Raw genomic sequence first — 22,963 nt, 5'->3', positions numbered from 1 at the left:
ATCAGGATACGCTTGTGCACCGGGCAGTAAAAGCATTCATTTCATAAGCTTGTCGTGAATTACGCCTGAATCCCGCTGTGGGAATTGGGGCCGCTGCTGTCGGCAGGCGGGGCAATATGGACAAAACGTGATCCGTCCTGAAACAGGATATGCCCGCTATAACCGGAAATCTGAAGTGCCTCGCGGAAGATGCCGCGAATGTCATCGCGGTTATGTGACTGCAACGGGTTTTCGGTACGAATGATCAGATCGAACTTGCTGTCTTCGCCTTTGACAAGGCCGTCAAGCTGGGTATGTCCCACGACGCTAAAGGACAGATCCAGCAGGAAGCGCGTGCCCTGATCATCCTTTTTCTCGGGATCGTCTTCGCGATCGCCATGGCGCCAGCCAAATTGCAATTGTTCGATTTTGCCACCCATATTGAACGGCATCGCCATGACACGCCAGCCATCGGGGCGTTCGTCGGCTGCCATGGTGCGCAACTGGCCAAAGTCACCTTCAAGACGTTTTAGCCCGCCACCATCGGCCTCGGACAGGGATGAAAGACTGTTGGCGGCACGATCCCCGATCCAGCCACGCAAACCGCCCTTTGTGCTGGTCATCGCCGCAAAAAAGAACATCATCGTGGTTGTCAATTTCGGGCCGGGTTGTGGCAGATTGTTCAACAGGCTCATCGCCGCACCCGGGTCATGCTGTTGCAGGGCATGAACCGCTTTTTGCAGGCTGTCCCAATCATGGGTCAAAGCGGCATTTTGCCCGCGCAGGATCAGGTCGGCCTCTGTCATCGGCATGGATGTGGCAACACGACCGCTGCCCGCGGCATCAACACTGAATGACAGGGTCGCACCGGTTGGCGCAGGAACCGGCAATTTGATGCCGACAATCCCGGCTGACGTCCGAAGGGCGGTAAAGCCCTGTGGCAGCAGCCGGGCCTCGGCACTGTCAGGGGGCAAGACCGTCCCGCTCAGCAACAAGCCCGGTGCCTGTCCGGCTGCGGTTTGTGCGGCAATTGTCGGGGCGATGCCAGCGCCCGGTGTTGCCCCGGCAACCGTGCCACCGGCCATCCCACCCGCCGCATTCAGAACATTGGCAGCCTGTTGGGCCGTGACCGTGCCCTGACCAAGAAAAATCACCTGTGTCTGACTGCCGGCGGGCAATTGCGTGCCATTTGGCATCGCCAGGACAGAGGTGGTAACCGCATTGAATGTCTGACCGGGGGTAAGGGTGGTCGCACCGATATTGCCAGATGCCAGACTGCCCGACATAGCCGATGATCCGGGCATCAACGTTTGCGGCAGCAATTGCAGGCGCAAGCCATCGCCGGGATTGGTCGCACCGGTTGTTGTCGAACTGCTGGCGGCATTTGATGTCGGCAAGCGCGCCCAAAGCAGATCACCGAGATTGGTTGGCAAGGCGCTGGGAAGTTTGACCGTAACCTGTCCAAGTGCAGTGGCAAGGGTCAGCTGATTGCCCGATTGCGATTGGACGGACGCCTGAAGCAGCGTTTCAACCGGCAGCTTTGCAAGGGCAGCGGCAACCTGTTGCGAGGTCGCGCTGGTCACGGTTGCCGTGACCTGGGCCGGGACCGAGCCCTGGGATGCCTGTCCTGTCGTTCCGCCCGCCGAGGCCTGCCCACCGACCGCGGTTCCGGGCGAGATAGCCTGTGGCGGGAGGGTCATGACAAGGTTACTCCTCGTCCAGGAGGGTCTGGGCGATGGCTTCTATGTCACGGGCGGCATCGCAATTCGGATGACGGGTCAAAAGCGGCGTCTGATTGCGAATGCATTCCGAAACGCGCGCATCAGCCCGAATAACGCCAAGCAGCGGTGGCGAAATTTTGAGGAAGCCCTCACACGCCTTGAGCAGCTTGTTATAGATCGCCTGACCTTCTTTTTTGTCCTTGGCCATATTGATCACCACCCGGATATCGGTTTTCGGACGGGCCATGTGGGTGATCTTGATAAAGGCATAAGCATCGGTCAGTGACGTCGGATCGCCATTGGTGATGACAATCACGGTATTGGCAAGGCCGGTCATCTGGCGCACGCCCTGATCAACGCCTGCACCAAGATCAATCAGGACCTTGTCATAGGATTTCCCGGTTTGCAGAAGATCGTCGGAAAGGGCCTGCAAGCGGCTGGCCGGAAGGTTGGCGAGACTGCCCGAACCACTGCGACCGGCGATGATGTCAAAACCGCCATCGGGGAAATGGGTGATGGCGTCTTTCAGGCTGATGCGCCCGGAAATGACACCGCCCAGATCATGCTTGGGCATCAGGCCAAGCTGAATGTCGATATTAGCCAGGCCAAGGTCGCCGTCAAACAGAAGCGCATTATGCCCTTCGAGCACCATTGCATGGGTGAGCGTAATGGAAAACCAGGTCTTGCCCACGCCGCCTTTACCAGACGCGACGGCAAGAACATTGCGGCCTCTGGTGCGCGGGGCAGTTTTGGGTACAGCATCAGACTTGGTAGTCATTTCACGACCTCGGAGAAGCTCGGTTTTGCGGTGTCAGCGCGATGGGACGGTATCAGAAGTTTAGCCAAGGCAAGGGGACTTAGCGCGGTCAGGCCGTCCGCAACCTGGGCTGTCATACTGACATTGCAAAGGGAAAGATTTCCTGAATCCGCACCGTATAGCGCACCACCAAGGCGGGCGGCAACATCAAGACGCGATATCATGACACGCGTCGCCCCCCCATCAGCAAAGGCATTGGCGATATCGGCGGACTCATAGGCATCAATCCCTGCCGGGTTAACCAGTATCGGTTCACTTGGAATTGCCTTCATGAATTCACAAAGCGTGCCAATATCGGTTTCAAGATACGGATTGCAGCTTGCCGTATCGATCAGGATCACATCGGCTTCGCGGATATCGGCAAAGCGCGATTTAAGTTCATCGGGTGACTTTGCCTGAAGCAGCTCGACCTTGAGGATACGGGTAAAAGCTTCAAGCTGAGCGATGCCGCCAGCCCGTTTGTAATCGGTTGAAAGAACGGCAACTTTGCGTTTTTTCATTACTGCACGCGCAGCCGTTTTGGCAACGGCCAGCGTCTTGCCCGAACCGGGCGGGCCGACAAAGGCCAGGGCGCGCGGCGTGTTTTTTTCAGGCAAGGGCGAGAAATCAAAAATTTCATCAAGCGCACCGGCCAGAAGTTGCTGCGCAGAAGCGGCCGCGGTTTCGCGCGCCATGATGTCACACAGACGAATGCGCAGCCGTTCCGGCAAATTATGCCGCGTCAAGGCGGCTTCTGCGGTTTCAAGCTGTTCCTGCAAGGCCGGGGCAGGGGCAATGTCGTCATCAAAATCAGGATCGCGATCAAGAGCCGCGGTCAGGCGCACGCCGCTTCCCGGGATGTCCTGTGTCGAAACGATGATGGCATCCGCGCCCATATGCTCTTTTACAAGGGCCATGGCCTCGGTCATTGTCGGGGCGGTAAAGGTCTTAAGACGCATCAATCCCCCCTGTCATTTCCCTGACCACAATGCCGGTGGTCATGATGTTGTTGATCATCAGACCTGCCCCAGTGTTTTCAATTGTGCCTTGGGATGAATTTCGTTCTGCGACATGACCACGGTGCTTGGGCGGAACCGTTCAACGATCGAGCGCACATAGGGACGAATGCCGGGGCTGGTCAAAAGAACCGGTGATTCCCCCATCATGCCCAGCCGTTCAAACGTGGTGCGGACCTTGTTGATGAATTCCTGAAGCTGGCTTGGCGGAATGGAAAGCTGCTTTTCCTCGCCGGAACCGACAAGGCTTTCGGCAAAGATCTGTTCCCATTGCGGTGACATGGTCACCAGCGGAATGACGCCATCCTGATTGGTGTTCACATCCGACAGTTGGCGCGCAAGGCGCGAACGCACATGTTCGGTCATGAAGGTCGGGTTGCGGGTAAAGGCGGTGGATTCCGCAATCCCTTCGAGAATGGTCGGCAGATCGCGGATCGATACGCGTTCGGTCAACAGATTCTGAAGAACACGCTGAACACCACCAACCGATACCTGACCCGGAACGATGTCTTCGACCAGTTTCTTCTGGTCTTCATCAAGTTCATCAAGCAGCTTTTGCGTTTCCGCATAAGACAGCAATTCGGGCATGTGGTCCTTGATCACTTCGGTAATGTGGGTCGTGATCACGGTTTGCGGGTCAACCACGGTATAGCCGCGGAACATGGCTTCTTCCTTCATGCCCTGTTCGATCCACATGGCCGGCAGGTTAAAGGTCGGCTCCATGGTCTTCTCGCCCGACAGGGTGATTTCCTCGCCGCGCGGGTCCATCACCAGCAACATGTTCGGGCGCAGATCACCACGGCCGGCCTCGATCTCCTTGACGCGCAGCACGTAGGTATTGGCCGGAAGCTGCATATTGTCCTGAATACGGACCGAGGGCATGACAAAGCCCATGTCACCGGCAAGCTGACGGCGCAGGGCCTTGATCTGGTCGGTCAGTTTCTGACCGCGTTCGGTACTGATCAGCGACAGCAGGCCATAGCCCAGTTCAAGCCGCACATAATCCATGCGAAGCGCATTGGCGATCGGTTCTTCGGGCGGTGGGGCGGCGGCTTCTGCTGCGGCCTGGCTTTCTTTCATCTGTTCTTGGACGACGGCGGCCTTTTGGCGTTTGCCCATGTAATAGGCCAGATAGCCAAGGCCGACCGCCAGACCAAGGAACCAGACCATCGGAATGCCCGGCAAAAGCGACATGCCGGCCATCAGGGCGGCGGCAACGCCCAGGGCAGCAGGGTAGTTACTGACCTGGCCAAAGACGGGCCTTTTCGGTTGCGCCATCAAGACCACCCTTGGTCACCAGAAGACCGGCTGCGGTCGAGACGATCAGGGCAGGGATCTGCGATACCAGACCGTCACCCACCGTCAGGATGGTATAGGTTTCCGTTGCCTGACCCAGTGACAGGCCCATCTGTGCGGTACCGATGATGATGCCGCCAACCACGTTGATAAAGGTGATCAGAATACCGGCAACCGCATCACCACGAACGAATTTGGATGCACCATCCATGGAACCGAAGAACGAACTTTCATCTTCGAGTTCCTTACGGCGTGCCTTGGCTTGTTCTTCGTTGATCAGGCCCGATGACAGATCGGCGTCAATCGCCATCTGTTTGCCGGGCATCGCATCAAGGGTAAAGCGGGCCGCGACTTCGGCGATACGGCCAGAACCCTTGGTGATCACGACAAAGTTGATGATGACAAGGATGGCAAAAACAATGATCCCGATGACGAAATTGCCCGAAATCAGGAAGCTGCCAAACGCCTCGATCACGGCACCGGCGGCATGTGTGCCTTCGTGACCATGGCCCAGGATCAGACGCGTGGTCGCAATGTTCAGAGCCAGTCGAAGCGATGTCGCGACCAGAAGGATGGTCGGGAACGAGTTGAATTCAAGCGGCTTTTGAATGAACAGCGACGTCATCAGGATCAGCACGGAAAAACTGATCGATAATGCCAGCATGAAATCAAGCAGCCATGGCGGCATCGGGAACATCATGACCACAAGGATCATGATAAATCCGAGCGCCATGGCGATATCGCCACGCTTCATTGCCGATGCAACACGCGACTGCACGGCGCCGAAATTTATGCCTCCGGACGCACCGCCACCCTGGCCGTCAGAGCCGCCAGAACCAGTCGGTGTGATATCTTGACCTTCGGCCATGGTGTTTGCTTGTTATCCTGTTGGTTGCTCTGTGTCGCTTGCGCTTTTGTTGGTTCCCTATGATATGGGGCGCGCAAAGCCGGATGTCATCGTCAGTCCTGGCCATCACCCGGCGCGGGAACTGCCAGACCTTCGTCGGTATATTGGCGCAGTTTGTTGCGCAATGTGCGGATCGAAATGCCCAGAATATTGGCCGCGTGCGTACGGTTGCCAAAGCAATGTTTCAGGGTGTCAATGATCAGATCACGTTCAACATCGGCCACGGTGCGCCCGACAAGGGCGGCGGTCATGGACCCGTCATTGCCATTGCCATTTCCATTGCCTGTGTCGGTGTCATTCGCATCGGACCCATTTTCATCGGGTGTCGCATGTGCCGGTTCGACCGGGGCCTGTGGCGTTGGTTGGGCTGGTGCCGGTGTGCCGGACTGATAGGCCGATGACGCCGCCCCATAGGCCGCATTCGCATTGGCGTAGGCCGAACTTGCGCGTGCTGATGCCGGGGAAGCAGGGGAAGCAGGGGCGGCCGGTGCGGGCGATTGCGCATCCGGGCTTGTCTGGGGGCGTGCGGGTTCGCTGCTGCCGGTGCCTGACAGCATGATGGCCTCGGGCCCGATTTCATCGGGACTGGCGATCAGAACGGCACGATGCATGGTGTTTTCAAGTTCGCGCACATTGCCGCGCCAGTGATGGGACAACAGACGCTGGATGGCCAGCGGGCTGATCGGGCGGATCGGCACATCATTGGCATCGGAGTATTTCTTGACGAAAAATTCGGCCAGAACCGGAATGTCATCGGGACGTTCGCGCAAGGACGGAATATCAAGATTGACGACATTCAGGCGGAAATACAAATCTTCGCGGAAGTTGCCGGCATTGACTTCGGCCTCGAGATTGCGGTTCGAGGTCGCAAGAATTCGGACATCGACCTTGACCGGGGTTTTGCCACCCAGACGGTCGATTTCCTTTTCCTGGATCGCACGCAGAAGCTTGGCCTGAAGACGGACATCCATTTCGCTGATTTCATCAAGCAAAAGGGTCCCGCCATTGGCTTCTTCAAACTTTCCGATACGCCGGGCCTGTGCGCCGGTAAAGGCCCCTTTTTCATGACCGAACAATTCGGATTCAAGAAGGTTATCAGGGATGGCAGCACAGTTGACCGCAACAAACGGCTTGTCCGAACGGTTTGATTTGCGATGGACGTAGCGTGAAATGATTTCCTTGCCCGTGCCGCTTTCCCCCGTAATCAGGATCGAGGCCGAACTGTTGGCAACCTGGGATGCCAGACGCAGCGTTTCGGCCATGCGCGCATCGCGATGGATCAGCGCGTGGCTTTCTTCGGTCACAGCTTCGAAGATGGCCGCAATCAGGTCTGCTTCGGGCGGAAGGGGGATGAATTCCTGGGCACCGGCCTTGATCGCATTGACCGCACCATTGACGTCATTGCCAATGCCGCACGCAACCACCGGAACATTGATGCGTTCCTTGCTGATCGCATCGATCAGGGCAGCCACATCAAGGGCGATATCGGCCATCACCAGATCAATGCGGTTGCCTGCCCGCAGGATATTAAGCGCAGTCGTGACGCTTTCGGCCAACTGGACCGATGCGCCGCGCGCCATTGCGATCTTGCTGGCTGCGCCTATCTGTCCGCCCAGTCCACCAACGATCAGTACCTGCATAGTCTCATCTCTTTCCGATCATTTCCAGATGGCCCCGGCGACCTGCCCATATGGACGGTTTTCGGGGCCGGAATATTCACGTTTCAGATCAATCGAAATAGCTGACGCGTTTTGACGGCGGCAGGATCGAGTTGATCAGCATCTCCAGACGGCGCGGGTTTTCCTGACGGCCGATGGAAACGGCGCCGACCATATAGACCGAATTCAGAAGTTCTTCGTCGCTCGAGTTACGTTCAAGTTTACCGGCAAGCGGCATGAACACCATGTTGGCCAGAACCGCGCCATAGAAGGTGGTCAGAAGCGCAACCGCCATGGACGGACCGATTGACGACGGATCATCAAGGTTGCCAAGCATCTGCACCAGACCGATCAGCGTCCCGATCAGGCCCATGGCCGGGGCAACGTCACCGGCCTTTTTCATGATGTTCGCACCTTTCTGGTGGCGGCCGATGGTGGCATTCATGTCTTTGCGCATGATCGCTTCGACTTCTTCGGCCGGCGTGCCGTCAACAACCAGCGACAGGCCTTTCCACAGATATTCTTCGCTTTGCAGACTGTCGAGATGCCCCTGAAGGGAAAGCACGCCACCTTTACGGGCGATTTCGGCCAGCTGCAGGATTTGCAGCGCCGCATCCGCAGGATTGCGCGACTTATGGAAAATCGTCCGCATCAGGATCTTGCCCGAGCCAAGAAACTCGCCCAGTGCAAAGCTGACCGCGGTGATCGCAGCCGTACCGCCGATAACAATCAGCACAGAAGGGATATCGATAAAGGCACCCGGCGAGCCGCCGAAAATAATCGCGGCAATCACCAGCGCAAAACCGATGATCAGTCCCCCGACTGTCGCAATGTCAAACGACGTTTTAGTCCCCCCTTCGGCCATAGTCGCAGATCCTCTCTTACGTTAGCTTTTCTCAGATTTGATGATTTCCGTCATGGTCACACCAAGACGATCTTCCACAACCACCACTTCGCCACGTGCGACCAGACGGTTGTTCACATAGATATCAATAGCTTCACCAACTTTGCGGTCAAGCTCTACGACAGCACCACGACCAAGTTTCAGCAACTGACTGACCTGCATGGTTGCTTTTCCAAGGACGGCAGAAACCTGGACGGGAATGTCATAGACGGCTTCAAGGTCCTTGGATGTCTTCATTTGCTCGCTTCCGGCTTCGGCAGCGGCAAGAAGTTCGGTACCTTCGCCCTCCAACTCGATATGATCGTCGTCGAGTTCCGAGAGTTCGAGATCGTCATCATCAGCCATTTTCGTCTCCTGCGTCTTTGGTCGGTTGCTTCACAGCAGCCTGCTTCTCGGCGTCGGTCGGCGTCGCAGCCGGTTCTGCGGCATTTCGAGGCGGTTGGTTCTGCCCCTGAGATGCCTGTGGCGCGGCCTGCGGTCCGGATTGCATGGCGGTCGTGTCCCCAGTGCCCTGCGGTCCGGATGTGGATTGCCCTTCGTTGTTTTCTGTCTTGCCCGCGGGTCCTGATGCCGGTTGGGTACCAGGTGCAGGTGCTTTTGCCTGATCTGCCGGGTTTTCCAGTGCGTTGTCAGGTTTTGGCATTGCATTATCTGTCGATGTTTGCACATTCCGCGCATCGGTGCCATCGCCTTCTTTGGGCGCGGTGTTTTGGCCTGTTGCACTATTTTGTGCAGGACCGGCATTCGCGGCTGCCATATCGGGTTTTGCATTGCCAGAAGCCTGAGGCGGGGCGGGCTGTGCCGGGGTTTGTACCGCGGTTTGTGCTGGCGTGCCAGCCGGGCCCGGTTGGGACGATGCGGGCGCACTGTTTGATTGAGTTGCCTGTGCCCCCGGATTTGCCGGTTGGCCCGGATTGGCGGATTGCGGTGCCGGTTGTGGCGCGGGTGCCGCAGGTGCGGTTGCCGCAGGCTGCGAAGGCTGGCTAGCCGGGGCGGGCGGAGTAGGCGGAGCAGGCTGCGCTGTGGCAGGGGTGGGTTGTGCCGTGGCTGCTTGTTCCGGTGCGGCTGTTGCCGGGGTTTGCGCAGGCGTTGGTGTCGCCGCTTGGTCTGGTGCGGACTGCGCGTTTTGGGATGCCGGTTTTTCCGGCGCGGGTGTGGCCTGAATTTCCGGATCACCCATGTCGCATTCGGGCAGGTCGTGTTCACTGGCATGCAGGGTCAGGGCATTTTCAATAATGCCATTGATTTCAGACCAGACGCGCGCACTGTCACGCACAGCGGTTCCGTCGCCCCACGACACCATGCAATCACCAACCGCCACATCGGGTTCGCCAACAACGACGACCTTGCCGGAAAAGCCGCGCGATTCCGCAATGCGATGGGCGACTTCGACCAACTGGGTTTCAAGCTCCGGATTGACCTTGATCATCACTTTCGGGGCGTCAAACAGATTGGCCAGACATTGGCGAATGATGTCTTCGATTTCGACAAGCTGATATTGCTTTGACCAGGCCGGAGCCAGTTTGCGAATGACACCAAGCGCAACGTGAATGGCGTCTTCGTTGATTTTGGCATTGGCGCGTTTTTGCTGTTCGTCGATCTGGCCCAGCTTTTCGGCAATCACGGATTCAACATCGCCGATTGCCTTTTCGACCGACGCCATGACTTCCTGATAGCCTTGTTCAAGCCCCTTGGCGTGACCTTCGGCATAGCCTTGCTCGTGGCCTTTCTGTTCGGCCTCGGCAACCATCTGGGCGGCTTGTTCTTCGGTATAGACGGCCGGGGGCGGTGGTGGCGTGTCGTCTTTTTTCTTTTTCTTCTTTTTGCCCAGCTCGTAATGCTCATCATCATCGCCGGCAGAACGGATCACGTTGTCTGCGTCGTCGAAGCTTAGGGCAAAAGTGAACTTTTCAATGGCCGTCATATCGAACTGTTAAACCGCCTTGAGCGACAAAAGGAAGGCAGCCAAAGGGCTGCCAGTGAGCCGTCGACTGATCGGAACATCAATTTTCCTGATACAGCCAGTTGCGAATGATCGAAAGAGCTTCTTCCGGATGCTTTTCCACGATCTCGCCGATTTTCTTGACCGAGGATGCCTTAACGCGGCCTTCGACCTGCGACAGGTTGATCAGTTCCTCGCCGTCATCCATGCCCGGGGCCATCGGAACCGGTGCCGGTCCTTCAAGGGCCGGTGTGCCTTCGGCGGTCATGTCATCTGCCAGAAGCTGACGCTGGGCCATGTCCGCTGCACTTGGCAGGGTTTCGAACGCACGGGTCAGAAGCGGGCGAACCACCAGCAGGATGACCAGGATGGCGACAATGGCCAGAACCAGCATTTCAGCAATGCGGAAGATCTCGGCTTTGTCCAGACCAAGGAAGGTCTCGATTTCTTCATCCGGGAACAGATCACCGGCATCGGCGAACTGCATGTTGATGACTTCGACCTGGTCGCTGCGCTGCGGGTCATAGCCGATCGCGCTGCGCACAAGGGCTGCGATCTTTTCGAGATCCTCGGGGGAGCGTTCCTGATACTGACGTTCGCCATTCTCGTCGGTGGTATAGGTCCCGTCGACAAGGACTGCGACAGTAACGCGTGAAATTTCGCCGATTTCCTTGACCTGGGTTGTCGTGGTTTTGGAAATTTCGTAATTTACGGTTTCCTCGGACCGGCTTTCCTGACTTTGGGCGCCGGCACCGTTGGCCCCGCCAAGGTTGGGATCAGGCAGGTTGTTTTGCAGGGTAACCGGATCGGTGCCTTCGGTCTCGGAATTGGTCGAGTTTTCTTCGATCGTCTGGCTTGAACGGATCACACGTTCATCCGGGTTGAACCGTTCATCGGCAGTGGTGACCTTGTTGAAGTCCATTTCAACGGAAACTTCGGCACGCACTTCGCCATATCCAAGCGACCGTGACAGCAGATCTTCGATCGTATTGCGCAGGCGGCTTTCAGTGCGGATGCGCATTTCATCGGCCGTCTGGGTCAGGAAGGTCGATGATTGCTGTTCGCCATCGCCGCGCGCCAGAAGGCGACCACGTTCGTCGATGATCGACACCTTGCTTGGCTGCAACTGCGGAACGGCGGCCGCGACCAGATGCTGGATGGCGACAACCTGTTCGGGTTTGAGTTCACCACCGGACATCTTGACTGCGATCGATGCACTGGCTTCCTGGGTTTCGCGCGAGAACATCTGACGTTTCGGCAGAACAAGATGCACACGCGCCTGCTGGATCGACTGGATCGATGCGATGGTGCGGGCCAGTTCGCCTTCCAGGGCACGAACATGGTTGATGTTCTGCTCAAAGCTGGTGGCGCCAAAGCCGTCGGAATTGTCAAAAACTTCATAGCCGACAGAACCGCCGGCGGGCAGGCCGCTTTCGGCCATGCTCAGGCGCATGCGGTTGACCTGATCGGCGGGAACGAGAATTTCCGTACCGCCATTCAGAAGCTGATACTGGACTTGCTGATCTTCGAGACGGTTGACGATCTGACTGGCATCAGCCGGTGACAGATCGCGATAGAGCAGTTCCATATTCGGCGCGGATACACGCAAAATCAGGAAGGCAAAGAATACAAGCAGCAACACACCCACGCCGCTGATGGCCATCAGGCGTGTAGGTCCAAGACTCTTGAGTGTTTGCAACAAGCCGCCCACGTTCGACTGCTCCGAAACCAAATTTAACCACTGTCCCCGATGCGGGTCGGTCCATACGGAATTCGACCAGCATCAACAACGAATAGTTCTCCATGCTGAAGAACAGGTTAACAACCGGCAATTTTTGCCCAGTTGCGTGATTCAAATTCACCAGTGATTTGAATCATTTGTATCTTTGTTGACCGGTTTGGCCTGCGTTTAATGTAGTGAGTCATTGTGCCAAAAAGAAGCCCGGCACAAGTGCCGGGCGAGTCCCTGTAAAAGCAGAACATCGCAGGGCGGGCTAACGCCCTGCAACAGATATCAATTACCGTTTGATCCGGATCAGCTCGTCGAGCATTTCATCGGTCGTGGTAATCGTCTTGGTGTTCGCCGAGAAGGCACGCTGGGTCACGATCATGTTGGTGAATTCTTCACCGAGATCGACGTTCGACCCTTCAAGGGCGGATGCCACAACGTTACCGGCACCGTTCAGGCCCGGTTCACGCAGTAGATAGTCACCCGATTCACGCGTCTGGCGATAAACGTTACCAGTGTGGTTTTCCATTTCATCGGGGGCCTCGAAGGTCGCGATTGCCAGCTTGTAGACCGGGCGTTTCACACCGTTGGCGAATTCGACTTGCAGGAAGCCTTCTTCGGTCAGGGCGTAGTTCACCATGGTCCCTGCCTGTGCGCCGTTCTGGTTGATGAAGTGGGTGGTGTAATTGACAAGGTTCCCGTTGGCATCGGCACCGGCAGCAAACTGCGTGATACCGTTACCAAGGCCGATGGTCCCGAAATCAAGGCTGAAGGTGCTGTCATCCGCACCGTTGCTCCATTCCGCAGAAATATCGGCATCGTCAAGGTCACCGGTCGTGCCAACGGTCACACCGCCGATGGTTGCCGCAACACCGGTAAAGGTCTGCAGGTTGCCCGACCCGTCAAAGGTGATGACACCGGCCTGGATCAGCCCGTTCGGGTGATCGGCGGGGTCCAGCTCGCCAGTCGTGGTGTTGCCGGTCAGCTCAAAGCCCCAGCGGTTCTGACCCAGTTTCACGACCTGAAGGTTGACCGTATGGGAAGACCCCAGCGAGTCATAAATCGTGACAGGCATGGTGTTGTCTTCGGCAACCGTGCCGGTTGCAAGGTTACCAGCAACATAGGTCGGTGCCAGGGTGCCCGGAATACCCGGAACCGTGATGCCGGTTGCACTGAACGGCGTGCCGGTCACGTTGGCAAAGGTCACGCCCTGATCGGCAAAGGCGGCAGTCAGGGTCAGGGTATCGTTGGTGCCCGTCGTGGTGGTTGTCGCATTGATCCCGGTCACGGCACTGATGGCAGCGGCCAGATCTTCAAGCGTGTCACCGGTACTGATCGTGATGTTGGTTGTCGTACCGTTATGGGTGATGCTGAACTGGTCACCGTTGTTGATACCGGCAAGGGTGGTCAGGTCGGTGGTGTCATAATCGATACCGGTCGTGGTCGAGGTGGCGGTGCCACCTGTCACAGCGGTTTCGTCAGCGTTAAGGTTCGCACCAAACTCGATCGAGGTCGTCGAAGCCGCAGCCGTCAGGATCGAGTTGATGTCGAGCACCTGAAGGTCGGTAACAGCCGAGCTGTTTGATGTCGTGGTGTTACCATCGGCATCAAGAAGGGTACCTTCACGGTCGGTTGCCCAACCCTGAACATAGTAGCCCGCGGTATTGCGCAGATAGCCGTCATCATCAGGCTTGAAGTCACCGGCACGGGTAAAGAACAGTTCGTCATTCGTGCCCGGGTTCGCATTGTCGCGGACGATAAAGAAACCGTCGCCGGAAATTGCGGCCGCCGTGGTCGATGACGTTGCCTGAAGCAAGCCCTGCTTGCTGATCAGGGCAGTCGGGTGGAACAAGACACCGCCCGGGGTGTAACGGGTGTTGGTGGCGGATTCCGTCACCAGGGTCGAAAAACGACCAACCGTACCCTTGTACCCGATGGTATTAAGGTTCGAGATGTTGTCCGAAATGACGCCCAGGTTCTGCGACTGCGCGTTCAGGCCGGATACACCGGAAATCATTGCACCAAAAAGGCTCATTTTTCTTCTCCTGCACTTACAGGGTGTTGATCAAAATCGGAAGAAAGCCCTCAGGCTGCTTCGTCCTGTTCGTCACTTCCGGTATCATTGCCGCCAGTGTTCGTATCTGTAGAGCTCGCACCCAGCTTGACGTTGGTAAGGGTGGAGAACGGTACAGAGACGTCACCAATGCGGAGATAGATGTCGCTATCGTCGATATCGACACTATCGACAGACCCGATGATGCCAATGGCAACAGATGCAGGTTTGCCTTTGTCAGTCTGGAATGTGTCGCCGTTTGCGGCCATCGGCTTGAGAACCAGGGTATAGGCCCCGGCTGCCTGTTCGACGCCGCTATTGTTTTTGCCGTCCCAGGTAAAGGACTGCAGGCCGGACACATCGGTAAGTTCTTCGGAATAGATGGTTTTGCCGCTCTGATCCTGAATCTGCAGTTGCAGACGCGGAACTTCGGGCGAAACGTTGTATTTGTATTTCAGCTCGCCGCCTTCTTCGAGCCAGTTGGTATCACCAACGGCTTCGATTTCGGCCCCGACATAGGACAGGGCAGAAAGCTGACGCTGCTGACTTTGCATCGCAATCAGGTCTTCGAGGTTCTTGTTGCTCTGGATACCCTGTTCAACCTGGGCGAACTGGCTCAGCTGGTCGGTGAATTTATCACTTTCCATCGGCGAGGTCGGGTCCTGGTTCTTGAGCTGGGTGGTCAGAAGCGTCAGAAACGTATCAAAGTTCTGCGCAAGCTGGCTTGCCGAGCTGCTGGACGCGGCGTTGGTATCGCTTTGGGACAGACCAACGTTGGTTAGGGATGAAATGGCCATGGGAAGTTCCCTCTACCTTTCCTAGATCCGAATATCGACAAGGCCGTTGGGATTGATCCCATAGCCAATGCCAACATGTTCGGCGAGTTCGGCTCCGCTCAGGATGTCGCCATCGCCCGGGCTGCTGCCCTGGTTGGCGGTCATCCGAGATTGGCTCTGGCCTTCCTGACCCCGGCCACCTTGATCTCTGTGTTCAAAGGTGAAGCTCTGACTGTCTGCATTCAGGCCGGCATCCTTAAGAGCCTGCTGCAATGCACGGGAATCCTGGCGCAACATGTCCAGTGTTTCGCGTGTATCTGCCTGAATGACACCCTGGATACGGCCATCGTGGCCGATCTCCATTTTCACATCCACCCGCCCGAGATGTTCGGGGCGAAGCTGGACCGAAATTTTATCAACACCGTCACTGGCGGCGTTTTTGATCGACACGGCAACCTGCTGCTGGACCTGCTGGGCGGGGGCCTGACGCGCGGTCTGGGCGGTTTGGCCACCGGTATTGGTCTGATGCAGGCTGTTGGTGCTATTAAGCTGTCCCGGCGCGGTCTGGGCGGTTGCTTCGCTTGCGCCGGTTGCTGTTACCGTGCCATTTGCAGCGGCATTAGCCTGTGCCTGCGGGCTGCCAGCTGCATTTTGCATGTTCTGGGCACCGGCTGCTGCGGCCATGGCTTGCTGGGCTGCCTGGGCGGTTTGTGCCGGGTTGGTTGCGGTTGACTGTGCACCATTGGCGTTTACCGACTGACCATTGACCGTTGCGTTGGTGATGCCTGTTGCGTCGGTTTTGGCTTTGCCATCGGCGCTCATTGCATCAACAATGCGCGACAGGAATTTATCAGACGAGACATCATCACCGGCGGTCGTATCCACGCCATTCATCGCCATTTTTGCTGATGAAGCGGCGGCCGGCTGCGAGAGTGCTGTTGAACTCATCAGGCCGTCGGTCGTGCCATCGCTGGCAGCTGCATTGGCGGCCATTCCTGGATTGATCTGACCGCTTGCCGGTGTGCCGTTCTGGCCGTTGGTGCCGGCATTTGCATTAATTGATTGCGATGCCGCGGCCTGTGCTTTGGCCAGATCAATCGCCTGCTGGGATCCCGGAAGCGGGACGGTCTGGGCGGGCTGATTGGGATCGGTTACGGCAAGCTCGACCTGGGTGTCGTCACCTTCGGCAGTTTCTTTATCGCCAGCGGCAGATTTTCCATCTTCCGACGGTGCGCCATCATCAGAGGCCGCGACATCTCCGTCAGAAGGCTGATCGCTATCTGCGCTTTGGGTTTGATCCTCAGCGCGGTCGGCATCGCGGCTGCCGGTATCGACATCGCGATTGTCATCGGCCTTGCGATCATCGGTTTTGCCATGATCGTCGCGGTCATTGCGCTCTGCGCGCATCGGTTCATCATCGCGTTTGTCATCGGAACGTGATGCGCTTTTGGCATCGTCATTTTCAACGCCGCGATTGGCATGCCTGTCTGCGCGGCTATCGTCCCAGGTGCTCTGGGCAGATTTTGCCGTGTCATATTTGATCTGGCTTTTGCGCTCCGACCAGTTTTCCGTGATCGATGCCATGACATCGCCAAAGCCCGAACCCGCACTTTCATTGGCGGTTGAGCCCGGAATGGAGATGGTTGGCATGGTGCTGTTTGTAATCGCAGAGCTGTTCATGACCTTGGTCCTTTTGGAAACAGTGTCAGAACATGTGCAAGCGCCGGGCCAGTTTCAGGTGTTAACAAATTGTATAGAATTTCAGCGCCTTAGCGGGCTGTTACCGGCAGGGGAAATTTTTGCCCGACCTGTCTATCCCCCGGAACCGGGCAAAAATGATCCTGTTTCGGGAAGGCCGCAACGAATGGCATGGCTCAGACATGCAAAAGGCCCCGACAAATATGCCGGGGCCTTTATGCGGGTCAAATGACCGAATTTGTTTCCGCGATCCGGATCAGGCAGAAATTGACAGGCCCGATTTTGCCGGTGCCGGGGCTTCTTCGGTGCCCGATGCCGTATCCGGTGCTTCGATCTGTTCCGATGCGGCGGGTGCCGGGCGGTCCTGCTGGGCAATCATGATGGCCTGACGCAGTTCGCCTTCGCTTTTTTCAGCCAAGGCAGCCCACGAATCACGAAGCGGTGTCAGAAGACGGGCGACTTCATCGGCAGGTGCCGGGTCATTCTTGCGATCAACATCCATCAAGCGGATCAGGCAATGCGCATAAAGGCGCTCCAGATTGGCGGCGATTTCGCCACCCTGTTCCATATCCAGCGTGTTTGAAAGATGGGCAATCAGTTCCTGTGCGCTGCAATTCGCGTTGCAGCGCCCCTGAATGTCGTTGCGCTCAATCGCGTTCTTTGCCTCTTGCAAGCGCGACAGGGTCTTTTCGAACAGCATATACACCATCTTGGCGGGTGAAGCTGTATTGACCTGCTGGTGCTTGTACGTTTGGGCGGCGTGTTCATTCATGCGACACTCCTTGGTATGCGACGCGTCTCTTTAGTGTGCATGTATGGCATGGAAAAGTTAACTACTATCTTTACCTGCAGCCATCAATTCGTCGAGAGAGCTCTGAATGTTCTTCATCCGTGCGAGGGCAGATTCCATCGCAATGAACTGATCCATCAGGACTTCTCGCTGTCGGGAAAGGCGGTCGTCGATCCGCTCAACTTTTTCGTCATAGGACGTGTTTTGCGTTTCGAGATCCGAAATTGCCTGGGTCAATGTGCCGTTTTCATCATCCAGGATTGAGTCGAGTTCAAAATAGAACTGCGCACCAATACCAACAGATGTGGTCACAGTGGCCGTGTCGTTTGCCAGACCATCGCCACCATAAATCAGGCGAAGACCATCGGCTGTACGAATGCTGTTCCCGGTCACAACGGCGTTTTTGCCCGTCGTGGTCACGCCATCAACCGTGATGTCATAGGTCACGCTGGTGATGGCACCGCCGGACGCATTGATGTTGAAATCATAGGTCGCGGCATTGGTCTTGTTGCTAAAGCCGGTCATGGTGACGTCGGAATTGTTCGATTTCCCGCGGAACAGGAACAGTTCCATCACCTCATCAGGCTCATTGAGCAGGGCCGCATTCAGAGCTGCCTCATCGACTTCGATGGTTTTGCTGACAAGCGGGTCCTCGTTCGAGCCATAGGCCACGAAATCCAGACCGATTTCAGCCAGTACCGAATAATCATCCTTGCCCGCACGGTCGGTTACACCATTGGCAAAGGAACCGGCAATCTGCTGAAGTGCGGACTCAATGCTTTTGACAGACGTATTGCCAAGCAGAATCGCATCTTCGGATGCTTCGCCGGTGGTCGGATCGACAAAGGTCTTTTCGTTGATAAAGGTCTGAACCGCGTTATAGGCATCAACGAAGTCAAGGATTGCCGTTTTCGCCTGGTTCAGGTCCTGTTCGATCTCGATCGTGATTTCGGTGCCTGGTTCGGCATCATAAAGGCTGATGGTCAGGCCATCGATCAGATCGGAAAATTCGTTGGTGCCACGGGTAACGGTAATGCCGTCAAGCGTGATGGAGGCATCATTGCCATCATCAATCACATTGGCGGCGTTGATCGTGGTCGGATCGGTCAGAATACCCAGACTTTGCAGGACGTTACCGGTATCGTCACTAAAGGACATCCGGTTATCAACGCCTTCTTCGGTCGAGGTGAAGATGATCGTACTTTCGGTCGCCGAAACCTTGATAACAGACGCCTGAACGCCGGTGGTGTCCTTGACGTTGTTGATCTTGTCGCGAATATCCTGAAGCGTATCGCCAGCCGAAACCGTGATCGACGAACTGCCCACACCACCGGTAATGGTGAAGCTGCCGGTGCCGGTAAGACCGGTGACGTCTGCGCTTGCCGCGACGGCCTGGGTATCACTGGACAGTTTGTGCTTGCTTGCGACATCGACGATTTCGAACTTATAGCTGCCGGTCGCCGCAGCATTGGTCGCGGTAACCCCCATCAGGGACCCGGCGTCGCTGCCGTTCGATGCGGCGAAAATCTGTTTTGCTTCGAAGATGTTCTTCGATTTGTCGAAACTGGTCGCACCATAAAGGTTCGCCATGGAATCCTTGAGCGTACCAACAAGGGTTTGCAGCTCTTTCAGGGCGGCAATTTTTTCGTCGTTTGCTTCGATGCGTTTTTCAAGATTGTCCGCAGGAATACGACGGGCAGCAATCATCTGGTCGACGGTGTCGACGAAATCGATGTTGGATGAGCCGCCAGACAACTGGACGCGGCCGTTATCGCCAACATAGATGTTATTTAAATTCAAGCTGCTCATTGGTTTAGCTCCTTGGGCGCGCCCGGTCGATTTTGCCTATGTGCGGACGTATCTGTCCGAAATGTTTGCAAAAACCGTGCCTGATGTGCCCGCTGGTCCCGTTAAATTTCTTCGTCCACGAAGCTGCCAAGATATTCGCGCATCTGGGAAAACAGTTGCTGCAACTCTTTGGACGGGATTTCACGCAGGACATCGCCGCTTACGCGATCGGTAACCTTTGCGACAACACGACCGGTGTCCTGATTAAAGTTCAGCTCGACACGTGCCGATCCGTCAGCGACATCCGGCAGATCAAGACTTGCCAGCGCGTCCTGCAATTCTTTGGGAACAGCAGACTGCTTTTCAGCCGACTTCGCAGCCGTACTTGCCGCGGTCGTGTCGATTTTCGGGGCAGGTGCAGGCGACGCAGCAGCGTAACTGCTGCCCGCTGAACCCGGTGAACTATAACTGTTGTTTACAACTTCCATTTTCCTAAGCTCCTAAGCCGCCATCCTGTGACAGCAGGATGTCTTGTTGAATTACAAAGGCAATCCAACATGGACGTGCCCAAGTGAGACAGCGTGCTTACTGCAACAGACGCAGCAAATTCTGCGGCATCTGGTTTGCCTGCGCAAGCATTGCTACACCGGACTGAACAAGGATCTGCTTGGAGGTGAAGGCGGTCATTTCGGCCGCAACATCAAGGTCAAGCAGGGTCGAACGGGCAGATTCAGTGTTTTCCTGCGTGGTTGCAAGGTTCTGTCCCGCAAAGTCCAGACGGTTCTGGGATGTACCGACGGCTGCACGTGCGCGCTGCAGATCGTCAATCGCGCGGGTGACAACTTCAACAGAAGACTGCGCATTGGCCGCGGTGCTGATCGCAGTCGCGCCAAGGTCCTGCAACGATGTCTGGGTTCCCAGCGCACCGGCACCCAGGGTATCGGAATCAACCGCATTCAGGGTGATCGAAAGACGGTCATTTGCGGTATTGCCACCACCAACCTGGAATTCGATGGAGCTCTGAAGCTGCTGACCGTTATCGGCTGCCATGGATACGATGTTGCCGGTTGCGGAGTTGATGCCGCTCGCGCCAAAGGTTGTATCAGTGCCAAAGTCGGATGCGCCGGTATTGTCAGCGCGAATAGCTGCAACAGACGTCGAGAAGTTGGTGTTGACTGTGAAAGTCAGACCCAGTTCGTCAAAATTAAGCGTCGCATTTTCGCCGGCGCTAATAGCGGTCGTGCCGCCTGTTCTATAATCGGTGATATCAATTGACTGCGTGCGATCAGCGGCACCGTCGATGGTGCTGGTAACGGTCATGATGACCTGGTCGCCCGCACCGTAATTGATATTGACTTCGAAGCTGTTGTCAGTCAGGTCGGTGTCGGTATCTGTTGCCCAATAATTGTTATCGGTAATGACAAAATTATCAAAACCGTTTACCGGAACAAGGGCCTGTCCTTGTTGACCAGCCGCCAGATCACCAAAATCAAGTGCCACGTCACCGCCATCGCCCAGCAGCTGAATGCCGTTGAAATTGGTGGAAGATGCGATACGATCGATTTCTTCACGCAGCTGAACGAATTCATCGTTCAGGAAGCCGCGTTCAGTGTCTGAAAGGTTGCCAGAGGATGCCTGAACAGCCAGCGTTTTCATACGCACAAGGATGTTATCGATGGTTGCCATGCCGCCATCGGCGATCTGGAGCATCGAGTTGGCCTGGCCAACGTTTACAGAAGCGGTTTTAAGGGCCTCGGTCGTCGCGTTCAAGCGGGCGCCGATGGCCATGGAAGCTGCGTCATCGCGCGCGGAAACCACACGCGTACCGGACGACAATTTCGACAGCGAACGCGTCGCCATCGTGTCAGAAGCCGAAAGGTTACGGTGTGCTACGTTCGCAGCATAGTTCGAAATAATATTAAGAGCCATGACGCATCTCCTACTTGGACAGCTCTGAACAACATCTTGCTGTTCGTATCCGGCACATTTGCCAGAATTGCTTTTGCTGTCCTACATGGCAACAAAAGCGAAACTACAGGTAAGATGAAATATACTTTTAGGTTAGTTGCCTGTCCAGTGAAAAAAATTAATCTGTAGTTAATCATAAAAAACAAAAGGTTAGTGGGTAGGAAAATATTGTCCTGTTGCCAAAGTCGCAGATTTCAAGGCGAATCCGAGCTGGATTTACTCGGATACTGTATATTGCAATGCGGGAGACGTCATTCGTATAGGTATGCTTGTGGCTGTTCTGGTTGTGGGTGCTGTGTCGTGTGGTTGCAGTCGGTTTACAATTTCGAGGCAAGCAGCAGGGCAGTTTCGTCTTCGGTGATGGTGTAACGTCAACGTGGAGCGAGGAGCTGTAGTCATCCTCTGCGGAGCTCATGCGCGCCAAGGCCAGAAGGTGGTATTGGTCACCACGAAATAAAAAAAAGGCGGCCAACAGGCCGCCTTTTCGTGAATTTTCAGGTCGCCAGGATTACTGGAGCAGACGCAGAAGGTTCTGCGGCATCTGGTTTGCCTGTGCGAGCATGGCCACACCGGACTGAACCAGGATCTGCTTGGAGGTGAAGGCGGTCATTTCCGCAGCCACGTCAAGGTCAAGCAGGGTGGAACGTGCCGATTCAGTGTTTTCCTGCGTGGAAGCAAGGTTCTGACCAGCAAAGTCCAGACGGTTCTGATAGGTGCCGATATTGGCGCGCGCGCGTTGCAGGTCGTCAATTGCGCGTCCGATAACTTCAACAGCACTTTGTGCATTAGCAGCCGTATCGATCGCGTTGTCGGTGAGATCTGCAATAGAGTCTTGTGTACCGGCGGAACCGGACCCAAGAGTCTCAGAGTCGACTGCGGTAAACGAAATTGCCAGGCGATCATTTGCCGTATTGCCAGCGCCGACCTGGAAGTCAACGGTTTGTTGCAATTTCTGCCCGTTGTCAGCCGCCATAGTGACGACGTTGCCAGCAGCAGAGTCAAGGCCCGAGCCATTGAAGTCTGTGTCGGTGCCAAAGTCGGATGCGCCGGTGTTATCAGCGCGGATTGCCGCAACCGAAGCTGAGAAATTGGTATTGACCGTGAATGTCAGGCCAAGTTCATCGAAGTTCAGTGTCGCATTCTCACCGGCGCCGATCGCAGTCGTTCCACCCGTGCGGTAATCGGTGATATCAATCGACTGGGTACGGTCAGCAGCGCCATCAATTGTGCTGGTGACGGTCATAATGACCTGGTCGCCTGCACCATAATTGATATTTACCTCGAAGTTGTTATCGGTGAGGTCCGTATCGGTGTCGGTTGCCCAGTAGTTGTTGTCGGTGATGGCAAAGTTGTCAAAGCCGTTCACCGGGACGAGGGCTTCGCCACCCTGACCTGCGGCAAGGTCGCCGTATTCAAGTGCAACGTCACCACCATCACCGAGCAACTGAATGCCGTTGAAGTTGGTGGAGGAGGCGATACGGTCGATTTCCTCGCGCAGCTGAACGAATTCGTCGTTCAGGAAGCCGCGTTCGGTGTCCGACAGGTTGCCGGACGATGCCTGAACGGCCAGCGTTTTCATACGCACAAGGATGTTGTCGATGGTTGCCATGCCGCCATCTGCAATCTGCAGCATCGAGTTGGCCTGGCCGACGTTAACCGTTGCCGTTTTAAGCGCCTGTGTCGTTGCATTCAGTCGGGCGCCAATCGCCATCGACGCTGCATCGTCACGTGCGGAAACAACACGGGTACCAGAAGAAAGCTTTGCAAGCGACCGTGTCGCCATCGTGTCCGAATTGGTCAAGTTGCGATGGGCGACGTTCGCTGCATAGTTGGAAATAATATTGAGAGCCATTTTTTTCCTCCTACACGGATAAGACTGAATGGCCCGGCCATTCGATCTCTCGGCTACATTGCCTTGTGGAACATCAAAGCAATGCGCGTG

The 22,963-nt window shown here is 56.1% G+C and carries 16 protein-coding genes and 1 pseudogene; all 17 read right to left on the bottom strand.

Annotated features, from left to right (window positions below; genetic code table 11):
• Nucleotides 1-59: 59 nt before the first annotated feature.
• Nucleotides 60-1,679, bottom strand: coding sequence for a hypothetical protein (locus WA429_RS06740; RefSeq protein ID WP_287466604.1), 1,620 nt, complete (start codon nt 1,677-1,679; stop codon nt 60-62).
• Between the two features lie 7 nt (nt 1,680-1,686).
• Nucleotides 1,687-2,478: a MinD/ParA family protein gene (locus tag WA429_RS06735; RefSeq protein WP_068518016.1), complete on the bottom strand. Its 792-nt coding sequence runs from the start codon at nt 2,476-2,478 to the stop codon at nt 1,687-1,689.
• Nucleotides 2,475-3,455, bottom strand: coding sequence for a GTP-binding protein (locus WA429_RS06730; RefSeq protein ID WP_101248084.1), 981 nt, complete (start codon nt 3,453-3,455; stop codon nt 2,475-2,477). Before WA429_RS06730 ends, WA429_RS06735 begins: the two co-directional genes overlap by 4 nt.
• Before the next feature lie 57 nt (nt 3,456-3,512).
• Nucleotides 3,513-5,676: pseudogene (flhA, locus tag WA429_RS06725) on the bottom strand (flagellar biosynthesis protein FlhA).
• A 92-nt stretch (nt 5,677-5,768) separates the two neighbouring features.
• On the bottom strand, nt 5,769-7,355 hold the full coding sequence (locus WA429_RS06720; protein ID WP_287466605.1) for a sigma-54-dependent transcriptional regulator: 1,587 nt from the start codon (nt 7,353-7,355) through the stop codon (nt 5,769-5,771).
• Nucleotides 7,356-7,443: 88 nt separating this feature from the next.
• Nucleotides 7,444-8,238, bottom strand: a complete 795-nt coding sequence (locus tag WA429_RS06715; RefSeq protein WP_068518012.1) for a motility protein A — start codon at nt 8,236-8,238, stop codon at nt 7,444-7,446.
• Between the two features lie 21 nt (nt 8,239-8,259).
• On the bottom strand, nt 8,260-8,622 hold the full coding sequence (gene fliN, locus WA429_RS06710; protein ID WP_044827611.1) for a flagellar motor switch protein FliN: 363 nt from the start codon (nt 8,620-8,622) through the stop codon (nt 8,260-8,262).
• Nucleotides 8,615-10,201 carry a FliH/SctL family protein gene (locus WA429_RS06705; protein WP_287466606.1) on the bottom strand — a complete coding sequence of 529 codons (1,587 nt, stop codon included), beginning with the start codon at nt 10,199-10,201 and terminating at the stop codon, nt 8,615-8,617. The genes fliN and WA429_RS06705 overlap by 8 nt, the downstream gene beginning before the upstream one ends.
• A gap of 79 nt (nt 10,202-10,280) precedes the next feature.
• A complete protein-coding gene (fliF, locus tag WA429_RS06700; protein WP_068518010.1) occupies nt 10,281-11,882 on the bottom strand; it encodes a flagellar basal-body MS-ring/collar protein FliF in 1,602 nt (533 codons plus the stop codon).
• Between the two features lie 355 nt (nt 11,883-12,237).
• The gene (locus WA429_RS06695; protein ID WP_287466607.1) at nt 12,238-13,983 is read right to left on the bottom strand and encodes a flagellar hook protein FlgE; all 1,746 of its coding nucleotides are present in this window, start codon (nt 13,981-13,983) and stop codon (nt 12,238-12,240) included.
• 50 nt (nt 13,984-14,033) lie between these two features.
• On the bottom strand, nt 14,034-14,798 hold the full coding sequence (locus WA429_RS06690; protein ID WP_068518008.1) for a flagellar hook assembly protein FlgD: 765 nt from the start codon (nt 14,796-14,798) through the stop codon (nt 14,034-14,036).
• 21 nt (nt 14,799-14,819) lie between these two features.
• The gene (locus WA429_RS06685; protein WP_287466608.1) at nt 14,820-16,457 is read right to left on the bottom strand and encodes a flagellar hook-length control protein FliK; all 1,638 of its coding nucleotides are present in this window, start codon (nt 16,455-16,457) and stop codon (nt 14,820-14,822) included.
• A gap of 274 nt (nt 16,458-16,731) precedes the next feature.
• Nucleotides 16,732-17,247, bottom strand: coding sequence for a flagellar export chaperone FliS (fliS, locus tag WA429_RS06680; RefSeq protein WP_101248079.1), 516 nt, complete (start codon nt 17,245-17,247; stop codon nt 16,732-16,734).
• Between the two features lie 57 nt (nt 17,248-17,304).
• Complete coding sequence (gene fliD / locus WA429_RS06675; RefSeq protein ID WP_287466609.1) at nt 17,305-19,074, bottom strand: flagellar filament capping protein FliD; 1,770 nt, start codon at nt 19,072-19,074, stop codon at nt 17,305-17,307.
• A 101-nt stretch (nt 19,075-19,175) separates the two neighbouring features.
• The gene (locus tag WA429_RS06670; protein WP_068518003.1) at nt 19,176-19,541 is read right to left on the bottom strand and encodes a flagellar protein FlaG; all 366 of its coding nucleotides are present in this window, start codon (nt 19,539-19,541) and stop codon (nt 19,176-19,178) included.
• A 97-nt stretch (nt 19,542-19,638) separates the two neighbouring features.
• Nucleotides 19,639-20,982 carry a flagellin N-terminal helical domain-containing protein gene (locus WA429_RS06665; protein WP_287466610.1) on the bottom strand — a complete coding sequence of 448 codons (1,344 nt, stop codon included), beginning with the start codon at nt 20,980-20,982 and terminating at the stop codon, nt 19,639-19,641.
• Nucleotides 20,983-21,529: 547 nt separating this feature from the next.
• Complete coding sequence (locus tag WA429_RS06660; protein WP_336107214.1) at nt 21,530-22,873, bottom strand: flagellin N-terminal helical domain-containing protein; 1,344 nt, start codon at nt 22,871-22,873, stop codon at nt 21,530-21,532.
• Nucleotides 22,874-22,963 lie beyond the last annotated feature (90 nt).

Source organism: Thalassospira sp. CH_XMU1420-2 (assembly GCF_037029325.1).
Taxonomy (GTDB): domain Bacteria; phylum Pseudomonadota; class Alphaproteobacteria; order Rhodospirillales; family Thalassospiraceae; genus Thalassospira; species Thalassospira povalilytica.
Note: the sequence above shows the minus strand (reverse complement) of the source record. Positions and strands in the feature narration are given on the sequence as shown.